This is a genomic window from Halanaerobium saccharolyticum, assembly GCF_003259895.1.
Classification (GTDB): domain Bacteria; phylum Bacillota; class Halanaerobiia; order Halanaerobiales; family Halanaerobiaceae; genus Halanaerobium; species Halanaerobium saccharolyticum_A.
This window is the reverse complement of record NZ_QLME01000002.1, coordinates 253,854-271,683: the sequence shown is the minus strand read 5'-3', so window position 1 is coordinate 271,683 and position 17,830 is coordinate 253,854. Positions and strand designations below refer to the sequence as shown.

The following is a 17,830-nucleotide window of genomic DNA, read 5'->3' as shown; positions in this document are numbered from 1 at the left end:
CCTATTTACTACTTAATATCAATAAATTCTTCAAACTTAATAATATACTTACTTTTTATAAACATAATCGATCCTAATAATACAATTATAAATCCAACTTCATCTCCATACATAGTGACATCAAATATATTCTGGATCATTTGTCCAGCAAAAATACCCATAAATGAAAGATTATAAAAATCTATGTTTTTTCGGTAATCTTTTACTGTGTACTTAAACACAACATAAATTATATATATTAATGAAATCAAACCTAATATTCCCTGCTCTACTGCTGTATTTAAAAACAGATTATGTAAATGCTTGTAATTATTTGTTAGCCTCGGAAATTTATAATGATCAAAAATATTTCTAGAGTTGTTTAAACCTATTCCAGTAAGGAAATTATCTTTAAAAACTTTCAGTCCAGCCGGATACATCAATAATCTTTGCTGAACATTGTTGCTTTCGAAATCAACTATCTTATTTATTCTTACTAAAAAAGAAGTGGGCATAAACACTGATATCAGGATTAACAATATTATTAATATAATAAAATTTTTCTTTCTAGTAATAATAGTCATTATAAATAAACCAAATAACAATCCCAATAGAGCACCTCTAGATGCACTAGCAAATAAACTTGATACAGAAATAACTATACCTATAAAACCTATTAATTTAACACTCTTCTTTTTTGAATTCAATAGAATTCCATAATTAAATAGCGCAAAAATCATCATAGAAGATCCTAGACGATTTGCATTATGTGTAAAACCACTTACCCTATTAATATTTAAAACCAAATATTCATATAAAGAAAACAAAGCTCCAATCAAACTCGAGATCCAGTATAACTTTAATACATTTAAAATATCTTTTTTTTCTTTCAAAGTATTTACTATAACAAAGAAAAGTAAAAAATATTTTAAATATGGACTAACAAAGAATTCAACAACAGATTTTTTATTATAAGCAAAAAAATATGAGATCAATATTGATAAGGTAAATAAAAAAATACCTTTCGATAAATCATCATCCCAAAATTTTAATGTTTTATAACGAATTATATAAAATATAAACAGCAAAAATAATATTACTGAAACAGTATTTAACCCACCTAAAGAAATTGGAATAACAAAAGCTAACAAGTAAATTAAAGTCTTTAAAATAAATAAATATTTTTCTTGACTAATCGCAAACATAAAACTTCCCCTTTAAAAATAATTTTAATTTATTAATCATTAAATCAATTGAAAATTTATTTTCAATTATATTTCTTCCATTATTACCCATTTTATTCTTTAAATTATAATCACTTTGCATTAAATTAAAAATTTTTTCTTTTATATCTTCAACATCTTCAGCTTTAGCAAGATAACCAGACTTACCATCAACAACTATCTCCGAAATATTACTAACATCCGTACTAACAACAGGTATTCCTGCTGCCATTGCTTCTGCAATTACAAAACCAAAACCTTCCCATCTTGCAGTATGTACTAAAAAATCAAGTCCTGGTAAAAGATTATACACATCATCTCTAAAACCAGTAAAAATTATATAATCATCCAATTCTTTTTCTTTAACCAAATTTTTTAATTCTTTTTTTCTTTCTCCATCACCAATTATTAAAACAACAAAATCATTTCTTTCTTGCTTTAATAATTCTACAGCTTCAATTAAAAATTCATGCCCTTTTTGATAACTGAGGCGTCCAATATTTCCTATGATCTTCTTATTATCAGCAATTCCAAATTCCTGGCTTATATCAACCGGATTTTCTAATGCTTTATCTACCTTGTCTAAATCAATCCCGTTATAAATTAACTCAATTTTATCTTCATTTAACCAATGTGATGTATTCCTTAATATTGTTTCTTTTGTAGCTTTAGAATTAGCAATAACATCTGTCACACACTGAGTTAACAAATATTTATTATAAAATCTATCTTTAATCGGGATTGCACTACCACGCCTATAAATTATTCTATCCAAACTAGCTAATTTACCGGTAATCCCACCAAATTTCAAATCCTGAGACATATTTAAAAACAATATATCAATATCTTTTTCTTTCAAAAAATTTTTGAATCTGAAAACTTTAAACAAGTTTAAAACTGTTATTCCGCTTTTAACTTTAACTTCTTTAGTTTTAATTCCTGCTTTTTCTGCTCTCTTAAATAATTCCGTATCACTTCCTGTAGCAATATAAACATTAAATTCTGGATCTTCATTTAGAATTTTAGCAGTTGTAAAAGTCCATTTTTCGCCACCACCCCAAACAGGGCAGGTATTTAAAAATACTATGTTTTTCATAAATTCCCATCTCCAAATTTATTTAGTTCCCATAGTTTAACACTTTTAAGAAACTGATAATATGCTGATAATATAGATAAAATCAGCCCCTGACTTCCAAGCAAAAATCCTCTTTTTAATACATATTTTTTTATAAATTCTAAAAAAGGTCTACTTAAAATATAAGTAATTCCAACTGTTTTGCCAGCACTATATTTCTTCTCAGCATCAAGAGTAGTATATTGATTCATTTTAGCTACATAACTTGTTAAATCTTTATACGTATAATGAATAAAGTCATTCTTCAACCTATCAATTCTTCCATGTATTTGAGGTGACTCGTGTACCAAACCCTTGTATTTATATTTGCTTCTAAATAATCTTAAAGTATAATCAGGATACCAGCCGCAGTATTTAATCCATTTACCTAAAAAATAATTTTTGCGGGAGATTTCATAACCTTCTGCCTCAGGCTTATTTAAAACATCTTTTATTTCATCTCTTAATTCCTCAGTAACTCTCTCATCAGCATCAATCACAAAGACCCATTCTGTTTCAATTTTATCCAGACCAAAATTTCTTTGAGAGGCAAAATCATTAAATTCATTTTTATAAAAATCTACTTTATCGTACTGTTGGCAAATTTCCTCTGTTCGATCATCACTATAAGAATCAACTACAACAACCCTCTCGATCCAGTTAATGCTGTCCAGGCAGTCAGCTATATTATCTTCCTCATTATAAGTTAATACTAAAGCTGTAAGGTTTTTCATCATATCATTCCCCCATTTTCAATTCTTTCGACCACTATCTCAGGGCTCAGCTCCCGCATGCACTTAAAATGTTCAAGAGGACATTCGTGCTCACCACAGGGACGACACTCCAGGCCGGAATTTTTAATCACAATATTCTTGCCGCTTCCTCTGGGAGCATACTTTTTTTCATCAGAAGGTCCAAATATAGCAGCTGTATTAGTTCCAACTGCAGCAGCCACATGAACCGGTCCTGTATCACCACTAATTACTAAAATGGCTTTTTTTAAAACAGCAGCTAGTTCTAATAAAGAAGTTTTACCGCTTAGATTATAGATCATCTTTTTATTCTCAATTTTATTCAGAATATAACTTACTCTTTCAGTATCAGAAGGACCACCGACAAAAAGAATTTTATATCCTTTCTCCATCAGCTGGTTGGCAATTTCTGCAAAATATTCTTCCGGCCAGCGTTTTGTTTTCCAGCTGCCTCCTGTATTTAAAACAACAAACTCATCTTTCAGCCCGATCTTTTTCAGCTTTCTTTCTGCATTCTGCTGATAAGCTTGGTCAACACTTAAGACTGGAAAAACATCTTCTTCAGAGTTGAGTTCTTTTTTCTTGCCATTAAAATAATTTTTCAGCAGTCGACTCTGCTGCATTTGATTTAAAAATTCAAGGTAAAATTCTATCATATGAGAAGATATATTTTTTTCAACTTCCTCATCTAAAAATAATCCTCTACCCTTACCTCCATAACCTATACTTTTATCAGCCGAAATTAGTTTTAAAAGCAGAGCAGTTCTCCAGTTTCCCTGAATATTAATTCCCAGTTGATAATTATTCATTTTCAGCTTTTTAGCAAACTTATAAGACCGGGCAGCAGTCCAATCTTTATTATAGCTGTAAACATGATCTAAATTGGGATTAGCTCTCATAATTTCTGCGAAATTACTATTTGCCACCAGATCAATCCTGGCCTCAGGAAAAAGCTGCCTTAAGCCTGCAAAAAATGGATGCGCAAATAATAAATCTCCCAAATACAAAAGATCCACCACTATTATTCTTTTGATAGTTTCCATAATAACCATTCCCTGTATAAAATAGACTATCTAACTTTGAGATAAGAGTTGAACAGGTTAAATTAATGTTAAAAGAAATTAATTGATTTTCATATTAGCTGAATGTTTTAGGCTAACAGTACAAATTATGTTTAGATATATTTTAATCATATATTTGCTAAAAAGAAAATCAAGCTGATGACTTAGTATCTTTTTTTAATACAACTTGAAGAATAAACTATCTAAATTAAGCCAAAAAACAGGACGTTTTTTGCTGACCGTGCCACAGGAGGTGGCAATCGGGAAGGAAGCTAAATTTAAATAGTTTATGAATCTTAGTTGTGATTTAAAAGATAATTTGGAAGAAGATTTATTTTCTTTTTAGCAAATACTTATATCTATAATCATATTTTAAAATTTGTGCTGTTAGCCTAAAACTACTCCACTTAATCATTTAATTTCTTTTTAGCTATCCTGAGCACCTGTTCAACACTTATCGACTTCATACACTGCATCTTCCGGCTGCAGTGCCTGTCCCAGCAGCGAATACATTCTAAACTATTATCCTGAATCACAGTATGCCCCTCACCAAAGGGACCATTAGTTTCTGGGTCAGTAGGTCCCATTAAAGCTACTACAGGTGTCCCTACTGCTGCTGCAAGATGAGTAGGTCCAGTATCCCCACCAATATATAAATCTGCTCGATTATAGACCTCGGCTAATTCCTGCAGATCAGTTTTTCCAGCCAGATTGCTATAACTCTCTTCATTAATAGCTATAAAATTATCAATAGCTTCTTTATCATCTCTGCTTCCAGTAAATATAACATAATAACCGTTTTTAATAAGTTCATTAGCCAGACTAAAATAACGTTCCAAAAACCAATTTTTAGACTCCCAATTTGTAAAGGGGTTGATGATAATATTTTTTTTATTAGTAACAATTTTATTTTCTTCAAAGAGCCGGCTTACTCTACTTTTAATAATCGGAGTCATTTTAAGTCCATAATTTATTTTATTCATCTCAGCAGCAAGAGCTCCAGCAAAATGAAGATATTTCTTTATTCTATGAACTTTGTTTTCTGGAACATCTATTTCTGCCTGATAAAATAAAGTGCTCAACTCTCTTCCGTCAGCTGGTCCCATACGCAAATCAGGATTAACCAAAAAGGAACTTATAGAGCTCTTAAAAAGACCCTGTAAATCTAAACCAATATCATAATTTTCAGCCCTCAGATCTTTAAAAAATGAAAAAAATGACTTAAGACCTTTGATAACATCTTTTTTTATTAATTCTTTCCAGTGATCACGAGGTAGAATAATCACATTATCTAAATACGGATTCAAATCAACCAGGGGATAAGACTGCTCTTCAACAAGCCAGTCAATCTGAGCCTCTGGATATTTCTGGCGTAAAGCATAAGCAGTAGGTAAAGAATGGATTACATCCCCAATAGCACTCAATCTCACAATTAATATTTTTTCTACATCATTATCCACCATTATAATCTTCTCCCTGCTCTAACAGCACATCAACCAGCTGCAGCTGTTTTCTAACTGAACCACGATTTTGATCAATTAATTCAGCCGCTTTTTCTGCTCTCTGCTTTCGATACTGGTCATTGGCCAGCAGCTGATATGTTTTTTCAAAAAAATCATCAGCATTTTCTATTTCAAAGGCTACTTCATTTTCTAAAAGAAAATCTCTTTCCTCTTTAAAATTATACATACTCTGACCAAATAACACAACTTTTGCTCTGGCAGCAGCCTCAATTACATTATGACCACCCCGATCAATTAGAGAACCGCCAATGAAAACTAAATCAGCATAAAAATAAAGTTGAGCCAGCTCCCCCATAGTGTCAATAATAATTACATCTGTATCCTCTGCCAGCTGAATCTCATTTCTTTTAAGTTCCGAATAGAGCACCGCTGCAGTTCCCTTTTCCCTACAGAGATCTAAAAGGTCTTCCCTGCGTTCAACATAGCGGGGAGCAAGTAAAACCTTCAGCTTCTCAAAATCTGGTTTAAGCTGCTGGTAAAGATCTATAATCATCTCTTCTTCACCCTGATGAGTACTTCCGGCAACCAGTACTTTTGTCTGATCCTTAATTTGGAAAAGTTTTCGTTTTTGAAAATATTCTTCTTTGGTTGGTAGGTTCAAATCAATATCATATTTTAAATTTCCATTGATACAGACATGATCTTCTGCTGCTCCAAGATCCTTAATTTTCTCCGCCGCTTCCTGATGCTGCATACTAAATATATCAACTCGCTCTAACATATCTTCCAAAAGTGAGCCAAGATATTTATACTGTCCAAAAGAATCATCACTGATTCGGCCGCTGGCCAGCATAATCTGTGCACCCTGTTTATCCAGGGCTCTGATTAAATTGGGCCAGAGTTCAGTCTCAATCATAATAAATAGATCAGGCTGAAAAATCTTAACTGACTTTTTGACAACCCAGTTTAAATCAAAGGGTAGATAAATAATTAAGTCAGCACCCTTAATTTTCTTTTTAGCCAGATTCTTACCGCTGGCGGTCATTGTAGAAAAAATGATTCTTGCTTCCGGATGCTTTTCCCTGATCTCAGCCGTTAATTTTTGAGCTGCAAGAGTTTCTCCTGCAGAAGCAGCCTGAATCCAGATCACCTGTGGTGCTGGAAATAGAAGATCTAAATTTTGATCATAAAAAGCAAAACGCTCTCTTAAATTAAGTTTTTCTCCACTCTTTTTGCTCTTAAAATAATAATAGGGAAGTAAAAAAACTGTCAGAATAGACAATAATGAATTATAAACAAAGTACATATTTCTCCCCCTCCATGATACTAAAAAATTTATTACTCAAAATTTAACTGTATGTCTTCCAGCGTTTATGAAGCCACATCCAATCAGCAGGCTCTTTTTTGATTTCTGCTTCGGTCAGCTCAAGCAGAGACTGCAGTTCTGCTTTCAGTTCTGTTTCCGGAGCATCTTTATCAATTTTCCGCGGTGGATAGCATTTAAGTTCATGTTTAAGCCAGCCCTGGCGGTGAAAAAAGGCCGGGACAATTAAAGCTCCTGTTCTCTGAGCAAATTTCACAGCACCAGGAAATGTTAACGCAGGCCGTTCAAAAAAATCAAGTTCCCAGCCATCCTTTCTCGCATGCTGATCTCCTAAAATAGCTAAAATTTCATTAGCCTTTAGAACTTTAAATGCTTTTCTAATTGATAAACCCTTGGGAATAATTCCGACTCCAACATTATTTCGTATTTCATTTATCTTCTCATCAAAAAGAGAATTGTTTTGTTCCTGAGCAATTGAATGAACCCTATAACCTTTAATTGCTAAAACAGCTCCCATCAGTTCCCAGTTGCCAAGATGGGCTGTATATATAATAACTCCTCTTTCTTCTTTTAAAGCCTGATCAAGATATTCTAAACCCTCAAAATCAACCATTTTATCTATATCTTCCTCAGTAAAACTATCTTCCATTAAAAATTCTGTAAAATCATAGCCCAGATTTTGATAAACTTTTTTTATTAGTTTTTTCGATTCTTGATCACTGACCTTTAGGGCTCGCTTTAAATTTAAACGAGAGTGTTCCCGCCGCCCCGGTGTAATAAAATAAGCTAAAAAAGCAATTAACTTTCCCAAATAACGACCGGCCTGATCAGGAAGTTTTTTTAAAACAAATCTGAAAATATTATATAAAAAAATACTGAGTTTATCCTTCATTTTTAACCTCTTTTAACTTTCATAATTTCAAAATAAAATTTATTTCTAAAAAACTTTTGCGCGCAATAAGTCCTGGAAATTGAGCATAGCTACCGGCTTCTGATCTTCTACAACAGGTAAATCATTAATTTCTTTGGCCTCCATAATCTGTAAGGCCTCTGCTGCCAGTCTGTCCGGTGCAATAGAAATTGGATCGACAGTCATGTAGTCTTTAACCGGACGATCAATAAAATCTGATGATTTTTCTAAAAGTCGGCGGATATCACCATCAGTGATTATTCCCTTCAGCTTACCTTCCTGATCAACAATAGAGGTTGAACCCATCCGGCTTTTGGTCATTTTAAATAAGGCTTCCCTGACTGAAGTCTCAATCTTTACCACCGGGTTCTGCTCTCTGATTTTAATTACATCTCTAACTTTGGTCAGCAGTTTTCTCCCCAGAGAACCTCCAGGATGATAAAGCGCAAAATCTTCGGGGGTAAAACCATGGTAAGTTGAGAGTGCAATTGCCAGGGCATCTCCCAGTGCAATAGCAGCAGTTGTACTGGCAGTAGGTGCCAGGTTATGAGGACAGGCCTCTGTAATTACATCTGCCTTCAAAATTAAATCGGCATGTTCAGCCAGGGTTGAATCACCATTACCTGTCAGAGCAATTAGAGTTACCCCAATTCTCCTCAAAGAAGGGATTAAGGAAATCACCTCATCTGTTTCCCCACTATTGGAAACAGCAATTACTACATCACCTTCTCGAATCATCCCCAGATCACCGTGTAAGCCTTCTCCTGCATGGACAAAAAAGGCTGAAGTACCCGTGCTGGAAAATGTTGCAGCCAGCTTTTTGGCCACCAGTCCTGTTTTGCCAACTCCAGTGAAAACGACTCTCCCTTTTGCATCAATAATCAGTTCCATTGCCCGTTTAAAGCTGCCGTCCAATTCTTCTTTTAATTTTAAGACTGCCTCTGCCTCTATCTGCAGGGCATTTTTTGCTTCTTCAATTCCTGTTCTTAATTTATCATCTCTACTGGTTTTTGTCATTTTATTCACCCGTATTTAATAATTTATTTCCTCACAGTTTTTCATCGCTGAATCAATTGCCAGACCCTGCTTTAAAATTCCTTCCAGCTGTTCTAAGGGAATCATATTGGCACCATCACTTTTAGCAACAGCGGGATTATCGTGAACTTCCATAAATAAAGAATCAATCCCGGCCGCCAGTGCAGCCCTCATTAAATAAGGGACATATTCTTTTTCTCCACCTGATTTATCTCCAGCGCCTCCGGGAAGCTGGACAGCGTGAGTGGCATCAAAAACAACCGGATAACCAGTTTTGCGCATCCGGGGCAGTGAACGCATATCTACCACTAAATTATTATAACCAAAAGAAACTCCTCTTTCGGTCAGCAGAATCCGCTCATTACCTGTGCTCTCAATTTTATTTACAACCTGGTCAATATCCCAGGGAGCTAAAAACTGTCCTTTTTTAACATTGATTATACTGCCTGTTTTACCTGCTGCGGTCAGCATATCTGTCTGTCTGGACAAAAAGGCAGGAATCTGCATGATATCTAAAACTTCAGCCGCTGCTGCTGCCTGCTCTGGTAAATGAATATCCGAAATCACAGCTAAGTCAAATTCTTTTTTAACCTTCTCTAAAATTCTTAAACCCGCTTCCAGTCCCGGTCCCCGGTAGGATTCTATAGAAGAACGGTTGGCCTTATCAAAAGAAGCCTTAAAAACATAGGGAATTCCCAGCTTTTCTGTAATCTTTTTGATTCCTTCTGCAATTCTCAGCACTCTATCTTCTTCTTCAATTGCACAGGGACCTGCTAAAAGTACAAATGGTCTTTCCTGATCACCAAATATAATATCATCATTTAATTTGACCTTTTTTTGCATTATTTACCTCCATCTCAAATTTAAATTTCTCTTAAACCAGGTTTTTTGCTAATCAATAGTAAAAAGAACAAATATCTGACTGAATCAAAATTAACTATCAAATCTTCTGGCCTTAATCTCTGCTTCAACCAGCTCAATATCTTCTCTGCGGTCAACCCCGATTAACTTCGACTCTGTTTCCAGAACCTTTATCTGAAAACCATTCTCCAGGGCCCTCAGCTGTTCTAAAGACTCCGCCTTTTCTAAAGGAGTCTGCTCCATCCCGGCATACTGCAGCAGAAAGTCTTTACGGTAAACATAAAGTCCAATATGCTGATAATAATTCTGAGCCTCTGGTTCAGCACTTCGATAATAGGGAACTGGCGAGCGAGAAAAATATAAAGCATAGTCATTTTGATCAGTGATAACCTTAACCAGATCTGGATTTTTTGCTTCCTCAGCTGTAATTTTTCTTTTTAAAGTACTCATTTTAAGCTCAGCTTCTTTGGCAAAAGGTTTTAAAGCCCGGGCAATACTCTCTGCTTTAATTAGAGGTTCATCCCCCTGAATATTCACAATTAAATCAGCTTCAATTTCAGCAGCAGCCTCAGCAATTCTATCAGTTCCACTCTGATGCTGGGCTGAAGTCATAATTGCACTGCCACCTGCTTTTTCGACCTGATTTTTAATCCTCACATCATCTGTAGCAACATAAACCGCATCTATTAATTCACATTTTTCTGCTGCTTTCAGCACCCGCACAATCATTGGTTGACCCATAATTTCCGCCAGCGCTTTCCCCGGAAAACGGCTAGAAGCATAACGGGCAGGAATCACGGCAGCAGTTTTTAGTTTAGACATTCAAAATCCACCTCAAATCCTTATTTTGCTTTCCCGTGTTTAATTCCATCTTTAACAATCTCCAGTAATTTTTCCCTGTTCTCAATCACCAGAGAAATTTTAAGATAATAAAAAGGTAATTCTCCAATCATCTCTGCAAACTCAAATAATTTAACAGCGTCTTTTTCTGTGGTCAAAATCAGATCTGCCTGTGAGTCAGAATACTGATCAAGCAGAGTCAACAAATCCTCTTTTTGGTAATTGTAATGATCTTTAAAGATCCTATAACTTACCAATTTTGCTCCAGCACTTTCTATACTTTTTTTGAAAGCTTCAGGACTTCCAATTCCAGAAAAAGCAAAAACCTTTTTCTCCTTTAAAAAGTCAAGAGATTCTTTTTCCTGAGAAGCTACAGAAACACAATTATCTAATCTGGTTTCTGCTCTGAAGATACCTTTATTGGAAGGACTGAGAGTATTTAAAGATTTTTTCAGCTCCTTAACACGGCTTAAATCAACATTTTCACTTCTATTTAATAGAAAAAGATCGGCTCTTTTTAAAGCAGCAAAAGGTTCTCTTAATAACCCTGCTGGCAGCACTCGATTATTAGAAAAGGGTTCTTCGGCATCAATTAAAACTATGTCCAAATTTCTCTTTAATTGATAGTGCTGAAATCCATCATCAAGCAAAATTAATTCTGCCCCCCGGTCTTCTGCAAGTTTTGTACCCTGATATCTGTTGGCAGAACGGATAAAAATCAGCTGATCATTACTGCGGGCCAGCATAAAAAGTTCATCTCCGGCCTCTGCGGCATCGGCATAGAGCTGATTATCATCTTTAATCAAAAATGGCTCTTCTACATCTGTGGCAGCTCCATAACCGCGGCTGATAATAGCTGTCTTATATTCCGATTTTAATGCTTCCGCTAAAAAAGCTGTAAAAGGGGTTTTCCCGGTTCCTCCGGTAGTAATATTACCAATACTGATTACCGGTACCTCGGCTTCTTTTTTCTTTAAAATATTATTTTGATATAAGACTGATCTAATCTTAGCCAGCTGTGAATAAACAAGTGAAAGCAGAAATAAAATGAAACGGATTACAGCTGCCATTTTGCCCTTTTTTGAACCATCTATTATTTTTTCTAAATACCTCTGCAGTTTATCCATATATTTAATACCACCATTACTTTTTGACTATTTCGGCTGTTCTCTGACTATTTCAGCTGCTTTTAAATTAACTGCTTCCATTTTTTCTTTTAATATTTCCTGTTTTGCTTCCATTTCCAGATCAGCCTCAAAAGAAAAGGGCTCACCGAAAACCAGAGCAGTTTTGCTAAAAGGAAGCGGCAGCAGATACTGATCCCAGCTGTTAAAATTCTTTTTCCAGCGGGCATCTACCCCTATTGGAACCAGCATTGAACCGGCCTTCTCCTGCAGGAAAATAATTCCTGGTTTAATCTGATAGATTGGTCCGGTTGGGCCATCCGGAGTTAAGGCAGTACTGGCCCCTGTTTTTAACTTGCGATAGAGAGCCAGCAGTGAACGACTTGCACCTCTGCTGCTGGAGCCGCGAACTGTTTTCCAGCCCAGTTTATGCAGAATCTCGGTCATATAACTACCATCCCGGCTTAAACTGGTCAGCGCATAAATTCCCAGGTCTCTTAAAAAATAGGCGGGAACCCAGCTTTTACCGTGCCAGCTGGAAAAAACCAGAGAATCCCCTGCTTCCAGGGCCTTCTTTACCGGCTCCCAACCTGCAACTTCCAGCCGATAACTCTGATTTGTTAATTTAATCAGGTTATAGGCAAAAGGAGGAATCATCTTATCTTTTAAAACTTTTTTTCCTGCTGACAATCGTCTCCCTCCTTCTTTATTTGAGCATTACTTATTATTTGTTTGAGCATTATTTATTAAGCATTGGGGTCTTCAATAAACTGACCCTGATACAGGGAAGCATATTTCCCCTGTTTTGCAAGCAGTTCCTGATGACTTCCCATTTCCATAATCTCACCCTGTTCTACGACCACAATCTTATCTGCATTTTTGATAGTAGAAAGTCGATGGGCAATAATAAAGGTTGTCCTATTTTCCATTAAATGTTCTAAGGCTTCCTGAACCAGAGCTTCAGACTCCGAGTCAAGCGAAGAAGTAGCCTCATCTAAAATCAAAATCCTTGGATTTTTAAGAATAGCTCTGGCAATAGAAATCCGCTGTTTCTGACCACCGGAGAGACCAACTCCTCTTTCTCCAACCATTGTATCATAGCCGTCAGGAAAATTCATAATAAACTCATGCGCATTTGCTGCCTGAGCTGCCTTTTTGATAGCATCTTCATCAGCATCTAAGTCACCATAAGCTATATTATCTCTTAAAGAACCACTGAATAAAATTGTTTCCTGGGGTACTATTCCAATAAAATCACGCAGGCTGTCTATTTTTAAATCCTTGAGATCATGACCATCAAGGCGCATCCGTCCTTCAATCGGATCAAAAAAGCGGGGGATTAAATCCACCATTGTTGTTTTACCAGCCCCACTGTGCCCTACCAGGGCTACAACCTCACCCGGTTCAGCAGTTAAATTGATATTTTTTAAGACTACTTCATCTCTATTATAGGCAAAGGTGACTTTATCGTAGACCACCTCACCTTCTACCTCTTCTAACTCAATTTTATTCTCATCATCTTCCCGCAGCTCACTTTCGGTGTCCATAATCTCAAAAACTCGCTCGGCAGAAGCAAATAAATTCTGCAGTCTTTTGCTTAATTTGGTAAGTGAGCGCAGGGGCTCACTGATAGTTAAAAGCAGAGTGAAAAAGGCAATCAGCTCAGAAGCTGTCATCCTCCCCTGCATTACCTCATAGCCTCCATACCAGAGAATGGCTGTAAAAGAAATTGCAGCCAGGAACTCTACCAGCGGAGTTAAAATAGCACCATACTGAGTTTTTTTCATCTTGGCCCTAAAATTGGCCTGGTTTTCACTGCTAAAACGGTCAAACTCATATTCTTCCCGACCAAAAGATTTAACAACCCTGACTGCCGAAAGTGTCTCCTGCAGTACATCTGAGACATCTGCAATTTTAATCTGTACCCTGCGGCTGACCTTTTTAAGTTTATAATTGAACTTTGTTATTACATAGGTAATAAAAGGTAAAATTATAATCAAAAAGATTGTAAGTCGATAGTTTAAATAAATAAGATAAATAATTCCTCCAATCAGAGTAAATACTTTATCTATGGTTCCCACAGTAGTATTAATTATCGAGCTTTCCAGCTGCTGTACATCATTGGTCACTCTTGAGAGAATATCTCCAGTTTTATTTTTACTGTAAAAACTCAGCGACAGGTTGTGGAGATGAGAATAAAGGTCATCCCGGATGTCTCTAATTGACTTCTGGGAAACATAAGAAACGAGATAGGTTTTTCCGTAGTAAGAAACTCCTTTGAGAAAATAGACCACAATCATCATTCCTGCAACCAGAGATAACTGAATCATCCCTTCTCGACCCATATGAATATCTGAGATAATTGTTTCCAGAAGTCCCTGAAAAACCCTGACGAAAAAAACTGTTAAAAAGGCATGAACCAGCATGGAGATTACTCCCCCTGCCAGCCTGCCTTTATATGGTAAAACATATTTAAATACTCTTTTTAATAAATCAAATTGGTTGTTATCTTTTGCTGAGTCCATAGTAGTGAATCCCCATTCCTGAGATTTCGTGATCAACATCTAAACCAGGGATACCGAGTTTTCCATAGAGAGCTACTGCTAAATGAGGCTCCTTACTTACGATTCCAATTTTAATTCCTGCACCTGAGATTCCGGAAAGAGGTTTGTCAAAGTCAATCATTGCTCTCTCCACACAGCGGGTTAAAATACGCTGGTCCTGAACGGATTCGGTAATTACATCACCTTTGATTGCCGCCCCCAGACAGTTGCGTAAAACTTTATCTTTTAACTTAGAGCCTTTACCTCCTGCTCTAGTAATTACTGCCTTATAGCCTTCATTTTTATAGGCATCAATAATCTTGCCGTCATATTCGTCATTAACCATAGAAAGCAGTACAGCCACCTTCCCGATTGACTGTCCACCATCAATTTCTGTAAAATCATCAATTGTAAAATCTGATAAATTCATCAAATCACCTCTTAGTCTTATTTTCTTACTTATGTCCTTTTAAAAAAGGCTTGAAAACGCCTAAACTTTACCTGCCACTATCGCTATTCAACAAAACTAATTGATCTCCTCTTTTAGTTCTGGAAAAATAGCTTTAATAAATTCCTTATAACCTTCAATAATTCTGGGTGAAGGTCTGTTAACTAAATCCTGATCCACTAAATATAAACGGTCATTTTTAAAAGCAGAAATTTCTCTGAAAATATCACGCTGGCGAAGTTCAGCCAGAGTTAAACCATCTGGGGTACTGTGGGCACTGCTGATATAAACTTCCGGATCAGCAGCAATCAGACTTTCCAGATTGTAAGTTGGCCAGCTTCCCTCTGCTTCTCGCGCAATATTATAACCACCAGCAGCCTGGATTAAACTATCAATAAAAGTTCCTTTACCTGCTGTGTATAAAGGATCTGACCAAATTTCGTAAAAAACTTTTTTTCGATCATTGTTTTTTAGTTTCTGATCAACTAAATCTTTGAGCCGCTGAAATTCTGCCTGCATTTCCGAAGTTATTTCATTTCCTGTCCTGCCGGCAGAAGTCAAATAAGCAATATCTTCAATCATATCTATTGTATCATTAATTGAAGCAGGTTTAAAACCAATATTTTTAATACCCAATTCTGTTAGCCTATTTAAGCTTTCAACTTTAGTTACAGACGCAGCAATCACCAGATCTGGTTCTAAAGCAACTATTTTTTCTAGATTGGGCTCATCAATTCTTCCTATATCTTCTTTAGACAGAGCTTCTTCCGGATAATCACAGGCAGAACTTACTGCCACCAGTTTATCTTCAAGACCGAGAGCATAAATCACTTCGGTTATACCCGGGGCCAGCGAAATAATCCTTTCGACTTCTTTTTCAATTGTAATCTCTCTGCCCAGATCATCAGTATAATGAATCGGAAAATTCTGAGCTAATAAGGGAGTTGAAACCGCAAAAATAAAAAATATCAGCAAAAAAAAATATTAACTTCTTATTTTTCATTAATATCTACCCCATCTCTACTTGACTATCTCATCTCTGGCTGGAATTGGAATTGGTGCAACTTTATGACTGTTTTTAGAGGCCAGTTTTTGAATTTTCTCTTTAACCTCAGGCTCAGCCTCACCTGTCAGAATATATTTATCCAGTTCCTGATAACTAAATCCCATCTCTGATTCATCTGTCTGTCCTGCCCAGAGTCCGGCAGAAGGTTTTTTCTCAATAATTTCAGCTGGGATTTCAAGCACCTTTGCCAGTTCCTTGACCTCATGTTTGACCAGAGAACCCAGGGGAGCAAGGTCTATTCCACCATCACCATGTTTGGTAAAATAGCCAATCTTTAACTCACTTCGGTTGTCTGTACCGACAACCAGATAATTTTTGGCCTGAGCATAATAATACAGAGCTGTCATCCGCAGACGGGGTTTAATATTTGCTGCAGCCAGTTTTCCGCCTTCAATTCCACTTTCCTTTAAATTAGCTAAAAAATGGTCATAAATTTCACTTAAGTCATTTTCAACTACCTGCAGTCCAAATTTATTGGCTGCCATAAGTGCATCTTCTCGATCCTGGGTGCTGGAATGACAGGGCATAATTACTGCCAGTACATCTTCCCCAAATGCCAGCTGTGAGAGCCGGGCGGTAACAGAAGAGTCAATTCCTCCACTCAAACCAACAACTGCTCCTTTTAAGCCTGCATTTTGAACCTCTGTCTGCAGCCAGCTGACTAAATTATCTTTAATTTTTGTATAATCATTTTCTCTAATAATATTTTTATCCATTACTCTTCCCTCCAGGGATATTCTCCTGCAATCATATCTTGAAAATCACCTTCGATTGCTGTAATTCTCCAGATTCCATCAATCTCTTCAACCACCAGCTGATCCACAACCTGATTACTGTAACGACCTTCCCGATCTCTATAGTTAAAGTCATAGGAAGCTCTAAATCTATATTTATCTCCTGTGGTGGAAAGTTCTACAACTTCCAGGTTTTCAAGGCTGTAAACTTCGTTAACTTCTTCACCCTGTTCTAGACCACCACCATAGGCCTGCTGCATTTTTTCTATAACATGGGTTTCAGAAATCATCCTTTCCATCTCACCCAGGTCAAAGGTTACAGCTTCATTTGCCAGATTAATATTTTTGGTTGCAATTCCTTCATAAAAATAGTTGACAACCTCTGCGGCTGAATGGTCAGGCGTAATTGTAGTCGGCGAACCCGAACTCAGACCCCAGATAAATCCTCCACCTATAATTGCAAAAAAGAGGATAACCTTCCAGCTCTGGCGGAAAAAAAGCTTAATATTTTCATTTCTTCTTTTCTTTTTTACTATCTTGCTGTCAACTATATTTTCCCGTTCTAAAAAAGGTTCTAATTTAAAGTCGTTTTCTCCCACACTTTTTTTAAGATCTTCTACAGCAAAATTTAAGTCCGGACGTTCTGACTGCTCTTTAGCCAGCATTTTCATGATCAACTCATTTAAACTATCGCTCAACTCCGGTACTAAAGCTTTAATGTTCAAAATTTTTTCGCTCTGGATTTTATTTAAAACTTTTGCATTATCCCGGTCACTAAAAATTGTTTCCCCACTCAAAAAATAATAAAAGACCGCTGCAGTGTTAAACATATAGGATTTTAGATTCCATTCCTCACCTGCAATTAACTCAGGCGGCATAAAATAGTCTGCCAGCGGTATTTCCAGCTCAAACTCCTTATAATTTCTCTTGCTGCGCAGCATTTCTTCGGGCATCAAATAAACATTTTGATCCTCATCGATCCAGAAGTTGGCTGCATTGATTCCGGCTGGAAAGAGTTTGCGTATCAGTTCAACATCTTCCAGCAGTTCCAGTATTTCCGTAAATTCTTTGATGATTTCTTGAGAGTTAGCTGAATTTTTATTTAAATACTCTGCTAACGGCTGTAAATTTTCACTACCCCGATAGAGCAGATAATATTCCCCATTTTCTCTAACAACATCCTGATAAGAAATTATCTTTGCAGGGAGTTCTGCTGGTAAATTTTCTATTGCAGTTCTTACTCTTTTTACAATATCAAGCTGTACCCTTGAACGAGGTACAACATCTTTAAACAATTTTTCTTTATGCAATTTTTTTTCTTCCTGTCCTTGATTACTCATAGCAATTCCCCCG

At 36.2% G+C, this 17,830-nt stretch carries 17 protein-coding genes; all 17 read right to left on the bottom strand.

Going from position 1 to position 17,830, the window contains the following annotated elements:
* Positions 1-8: 8 nt before the first annotated feature.
* Entirely contained in the window at positions 9-1,184 is a 1,176-nt protein-coding gene (locus C7958_RS02870; protein WP_111571163.1) for an O-antigen ligase family protein, read from the bottom strand.
* Complete coding sequence (locus C7958_RS02865) at positions 1,171-2,298, bottom strand: glycosyltransferase (RefSeq protein ID WP_111571162.1); 1,128 nt, start codon at positions 2,296-2,298, stop codon at positions 1,171-1,173. Before C7958_RS02865 ends, C7958_RS02870 begins: the two co-directional genes overlap by 14 nt.
* Positions 2,295-3,050, bottom strand: coding sequence for a glycosyltransferase family 2 protein (locus tag C7958_RS02860; protein ID WP_166668444.1), 756 nt, complete (start codon positions 3,048-3,050; stop codon positions 2,295-2,297). Before C7958_RS02860 ends, C7958_RS02865 begins: the two co-directional genes overlap by 4 nt.
* Complete coding sequence (waaF, locus tag C7958_RS02855) at positions 3,050-4,111, bottom strand: lipopolysaccharide heptosyltransferase II (protein ID WP_111571160.1); 1,062 nt, start codon at positions 4,109-4,111, stop codon at positions 3,050-3,052. Before waaF (C7958_RS02855) ends, C7958_RS02860 begins: the two co-directional genes overlap by 1 nt.
* Before the next feature lie 425 nt (positions 4,112-4,536).
* Positions 4,537-5,592 (bottom strand): lipopolysaccharide heptosyltransferase II, encoded by a 1,056-nt coding sequence (waaF, locus tag C7958_RS02850; protein WP_111571159.1) that lies wholly within the window; start codon positions 5,590-5,592, stop codon positions 4,537-4,539.
* Positions 5,582-6,898, bottom strand: coding sequence for a 3-deoxy-D-manno-octulosonic acid transferase (locus C7958_RS02845; protein WP_111571158.1), 1,317 nt, complete (start codon positions 6,896-6,898; stop codon positions 5,582-5,584). Before C7958_RS02845 ends, waaF (C7958_RS02850) begins: the two co-directional genes overlap by 11 nt.
* Positions 6,899-6,941: 43 nt before the next feature.
* On the bottom strand, positions 6,942-7,808 hold the full coding sequence (locus C7958_RS02840) for a lysophospholipid acyltransferase family protein (RefSeq protein ID WP_111571157.1): 867 nt from the start codon (positions 7,806-7,808) through the stop codon (positions 6,942-6,944).
* Between the two features lie 45 nt (positions 7,809-7,853).
* A complete protein-coding gene (locus C7958_RS02835; RefSeq protein ID WP_111571156.1) occupies positions 7,854-8,843 on the bottom strand; it encodes a KpsF/GutQ family sugar-phosphate isomerase in 990 nt (329 codons plus the stop codon).
* Between the two features lie 15 nt (positions 8,844-8,858).
* Positions 8,859-9,704, bottom strand: coding sequence for a 3-deoxy-8-phosphooctulonate synthase (kdsA, locus tag C7958_RS02830; protein ID WP_111571155.1), 846 nt, complete (start codon positions 9,702-9,704; stop codon positions 8,859-8,861).
* Positions 9,705-9,794: 90 nt separating this feature from the next.
* Positions 9,795-10,544 carry a 3-deoxy-manno-octulosonate cytidylyltransferase gene (gene kdsB / locus C7958_RS02825; RefSeq protein WP_111571154.1) on the bottom strand — a complete coding sequence of 250 codons (750 nt, stop codon included), beginning with the start codon at positions 10,542-10,544 and terminating at the stop codon, positions 9,795-9,797.
* A 20-nt stretch (positions 10,545-10,564) separates the two neighbouring features.
* A complete protein-coding gene (lpxK, locus tag C7958_RS02820) occupies positions 10,565-11,689 on the bottom strand; it encodes a tetraacyldisaccharide 4'-kinase (RefSeq protein WP_111571153.1) in 1,125 nt (374 codons plus the stop codon).
* Between the two features lie 27 nt (positions 11,690-11,716).
* Complete coding sequence (locus C7958_RS02815; protein WP_111571152.1) at positions 11,717-12,376, bottom strand: lysophospholipid acyltransferase family protein; 660 nt, start codon at positions 12,374-12,376, stop codon at positions 11,717-11,719.
* Between the two features lie 56 nt (positions 12,377-12,432).
* Positions 12,433-14,211, bottom strand: coding sequence for an ABC transporter ATP-binding protein (locus C7958_RS02810; protein WP_111571151.1), 1,779 nt, complete (start codon positions 14,209-14,211; stop codon positions 12,433-12,435).
* Positions 14,192-14,659 (bottom strand): HutP family protein, encoded by a 468-nt coding sequence (locus tag C7958_RS02805; RefSeq protein WP_111571150.1) that lies wholly within the window; start codon positions 14,657-14,659, stop codon positions 14,192-14,194. Before C7958_RS02805 ends, C7958_RS02810 begins: the two co-directional genes overlap by 20 nt.
* A 96-nt stretch (positions 14,660-14,755) precedes the next feature.
* On the bottom strand, positions 14,756-15,652 hold the full coding sequence (locus C7958_RS02800; protein ID WP_111571149.1) for an ABC transporter substrate-binding protein: 897 nt from the start codon (positions 15,650-15,652) through the stop codon (positions 14,756-14,758).
* Positions 15,653-15,697: 45 nt separating this feature from the next.
* On the bottom strand, positions 15,698-16,459 hold the full coding sequence (nadE, locus tag C7958_RS02795; protein WP_111571148.1) for an NAD(+) synthase: 762 nt from the start codon (positions 16,457-16,459) through the stop codon (positions 15,698-15,700).
* Positions 16,459-17,817 carry a protein kinase domain-containing protein gene (locus C7958_RS02790; protein ID WP_133960263.1) on the bottom strand — a complete coding sequence of 453 codons (1,359 nt, stop codon included), beginning with the start codon at positions 17,815-17,817 and terminating at the stop codon, positions 16,459-16,461. The genes nadE and C7958_RS02790 overlap by 1 nt, the downstream gene beginning before the upstream one ends.
* Positions 17,818-17,830: the final 13 nt, after the last annotated feature.

Coding starts and splice junctions, on each gene's coding strand:
- nadE (WP_111571148.1), bottom strand. CDS start 16,459: ATGGATAAAAATATTATTAGAGAAAATGATTATACAAAAATTAAAGAT.
- C7958_RS02865 (WP_111571162.1), bottom strand. CDS start 2,298: ATGAAAAACATAGTATTTTTAAATACCTGCCCTGTTTGGGGTGGTGGC.
- kdsA (WP_111571155.1), bottom strand. CDS start 9,704: ATGCAAAAAAAGGTCAAATTAAATGATGATATTATATTTGGTGATCAG.
- C7958_RS02810 (WP_111571151.1), bottom strand. CDS start 14,211: ATGGACTCAGCAAAAGATAACAACCAATTTGATTTATTAAAAAGAGTA.
- waaF (WP_111571160.1), bottom strand. CDS start 4,111: ATGGAAACTATCAAAAGAATAATAGTGGTGGATCTTTTGTATTTGGGA.
- waaF (WP_111571159.1), bottom strand. CDS start 5,592: ATGGTGGATAATGATGTAGAAAAAATATTAATTGTGAGATTGAGTGCT.
- lpxK (WP_111571153.1), bottom strand. CDS start 11,689: ATGGATAAACTGCAGAGGTATTTAGAAAAAATAATAGATGGTTCAAAA.
- C7958_RS02845 (WP_111571158.1), bottom strand. CDS start 6,898: ATGTACTTTGTTTATAATTCATTATTGTCTATTCTGACAGTTTTTTTA.
- C7958_RS02870 (WP_111571163.1), bottom strand. CDS start 1,184: ATGTTTGCGATTAGTCAAGAAAAATATTTATTTATTTTAAAGACTTTA.
- C7958_RS02840 (WP_111571157.1), bottom strand. CDS start 7,808: ATGAAGGATAAACTCAGTATTTTTTTATATAATATTTTCAGATTTGTT.
- C7958_RS02835 (WP_111571156.1), bottom strand. CDS start 8,843: ATGACAAAAACCAGTAGAGATGATAAATTAAGAACAGGAATTGAAGAA.
- C7958_RS02805 (WP_111571150.1), bottom strand. CDS start 14,659: ATGAATTTATCAGATTTTACAATTGATGATTTTACAGAAATTGATGGT.
- C7958_RS02860 (WP_166668444.1), bottom strand. CDS start 3,050: ATGAAAAACCTTACAGCTTTAGTATTAACTTATAATGAGGAAGATAAT.
- C7958_RS02790 (WP_133960263.1), bottom strand. CDS start 17,817: ATGAGTAATCAAGGACAGGAAGAAAAAAAATTGCATAAAGAAAAATTG.
- kdsB (WP_111571154.1), bottom strand. CDS start 10,544: ATGTCTAAACTAAAAACTGCTGCCGTGATTCCTGCCCGTTATGCTTCT.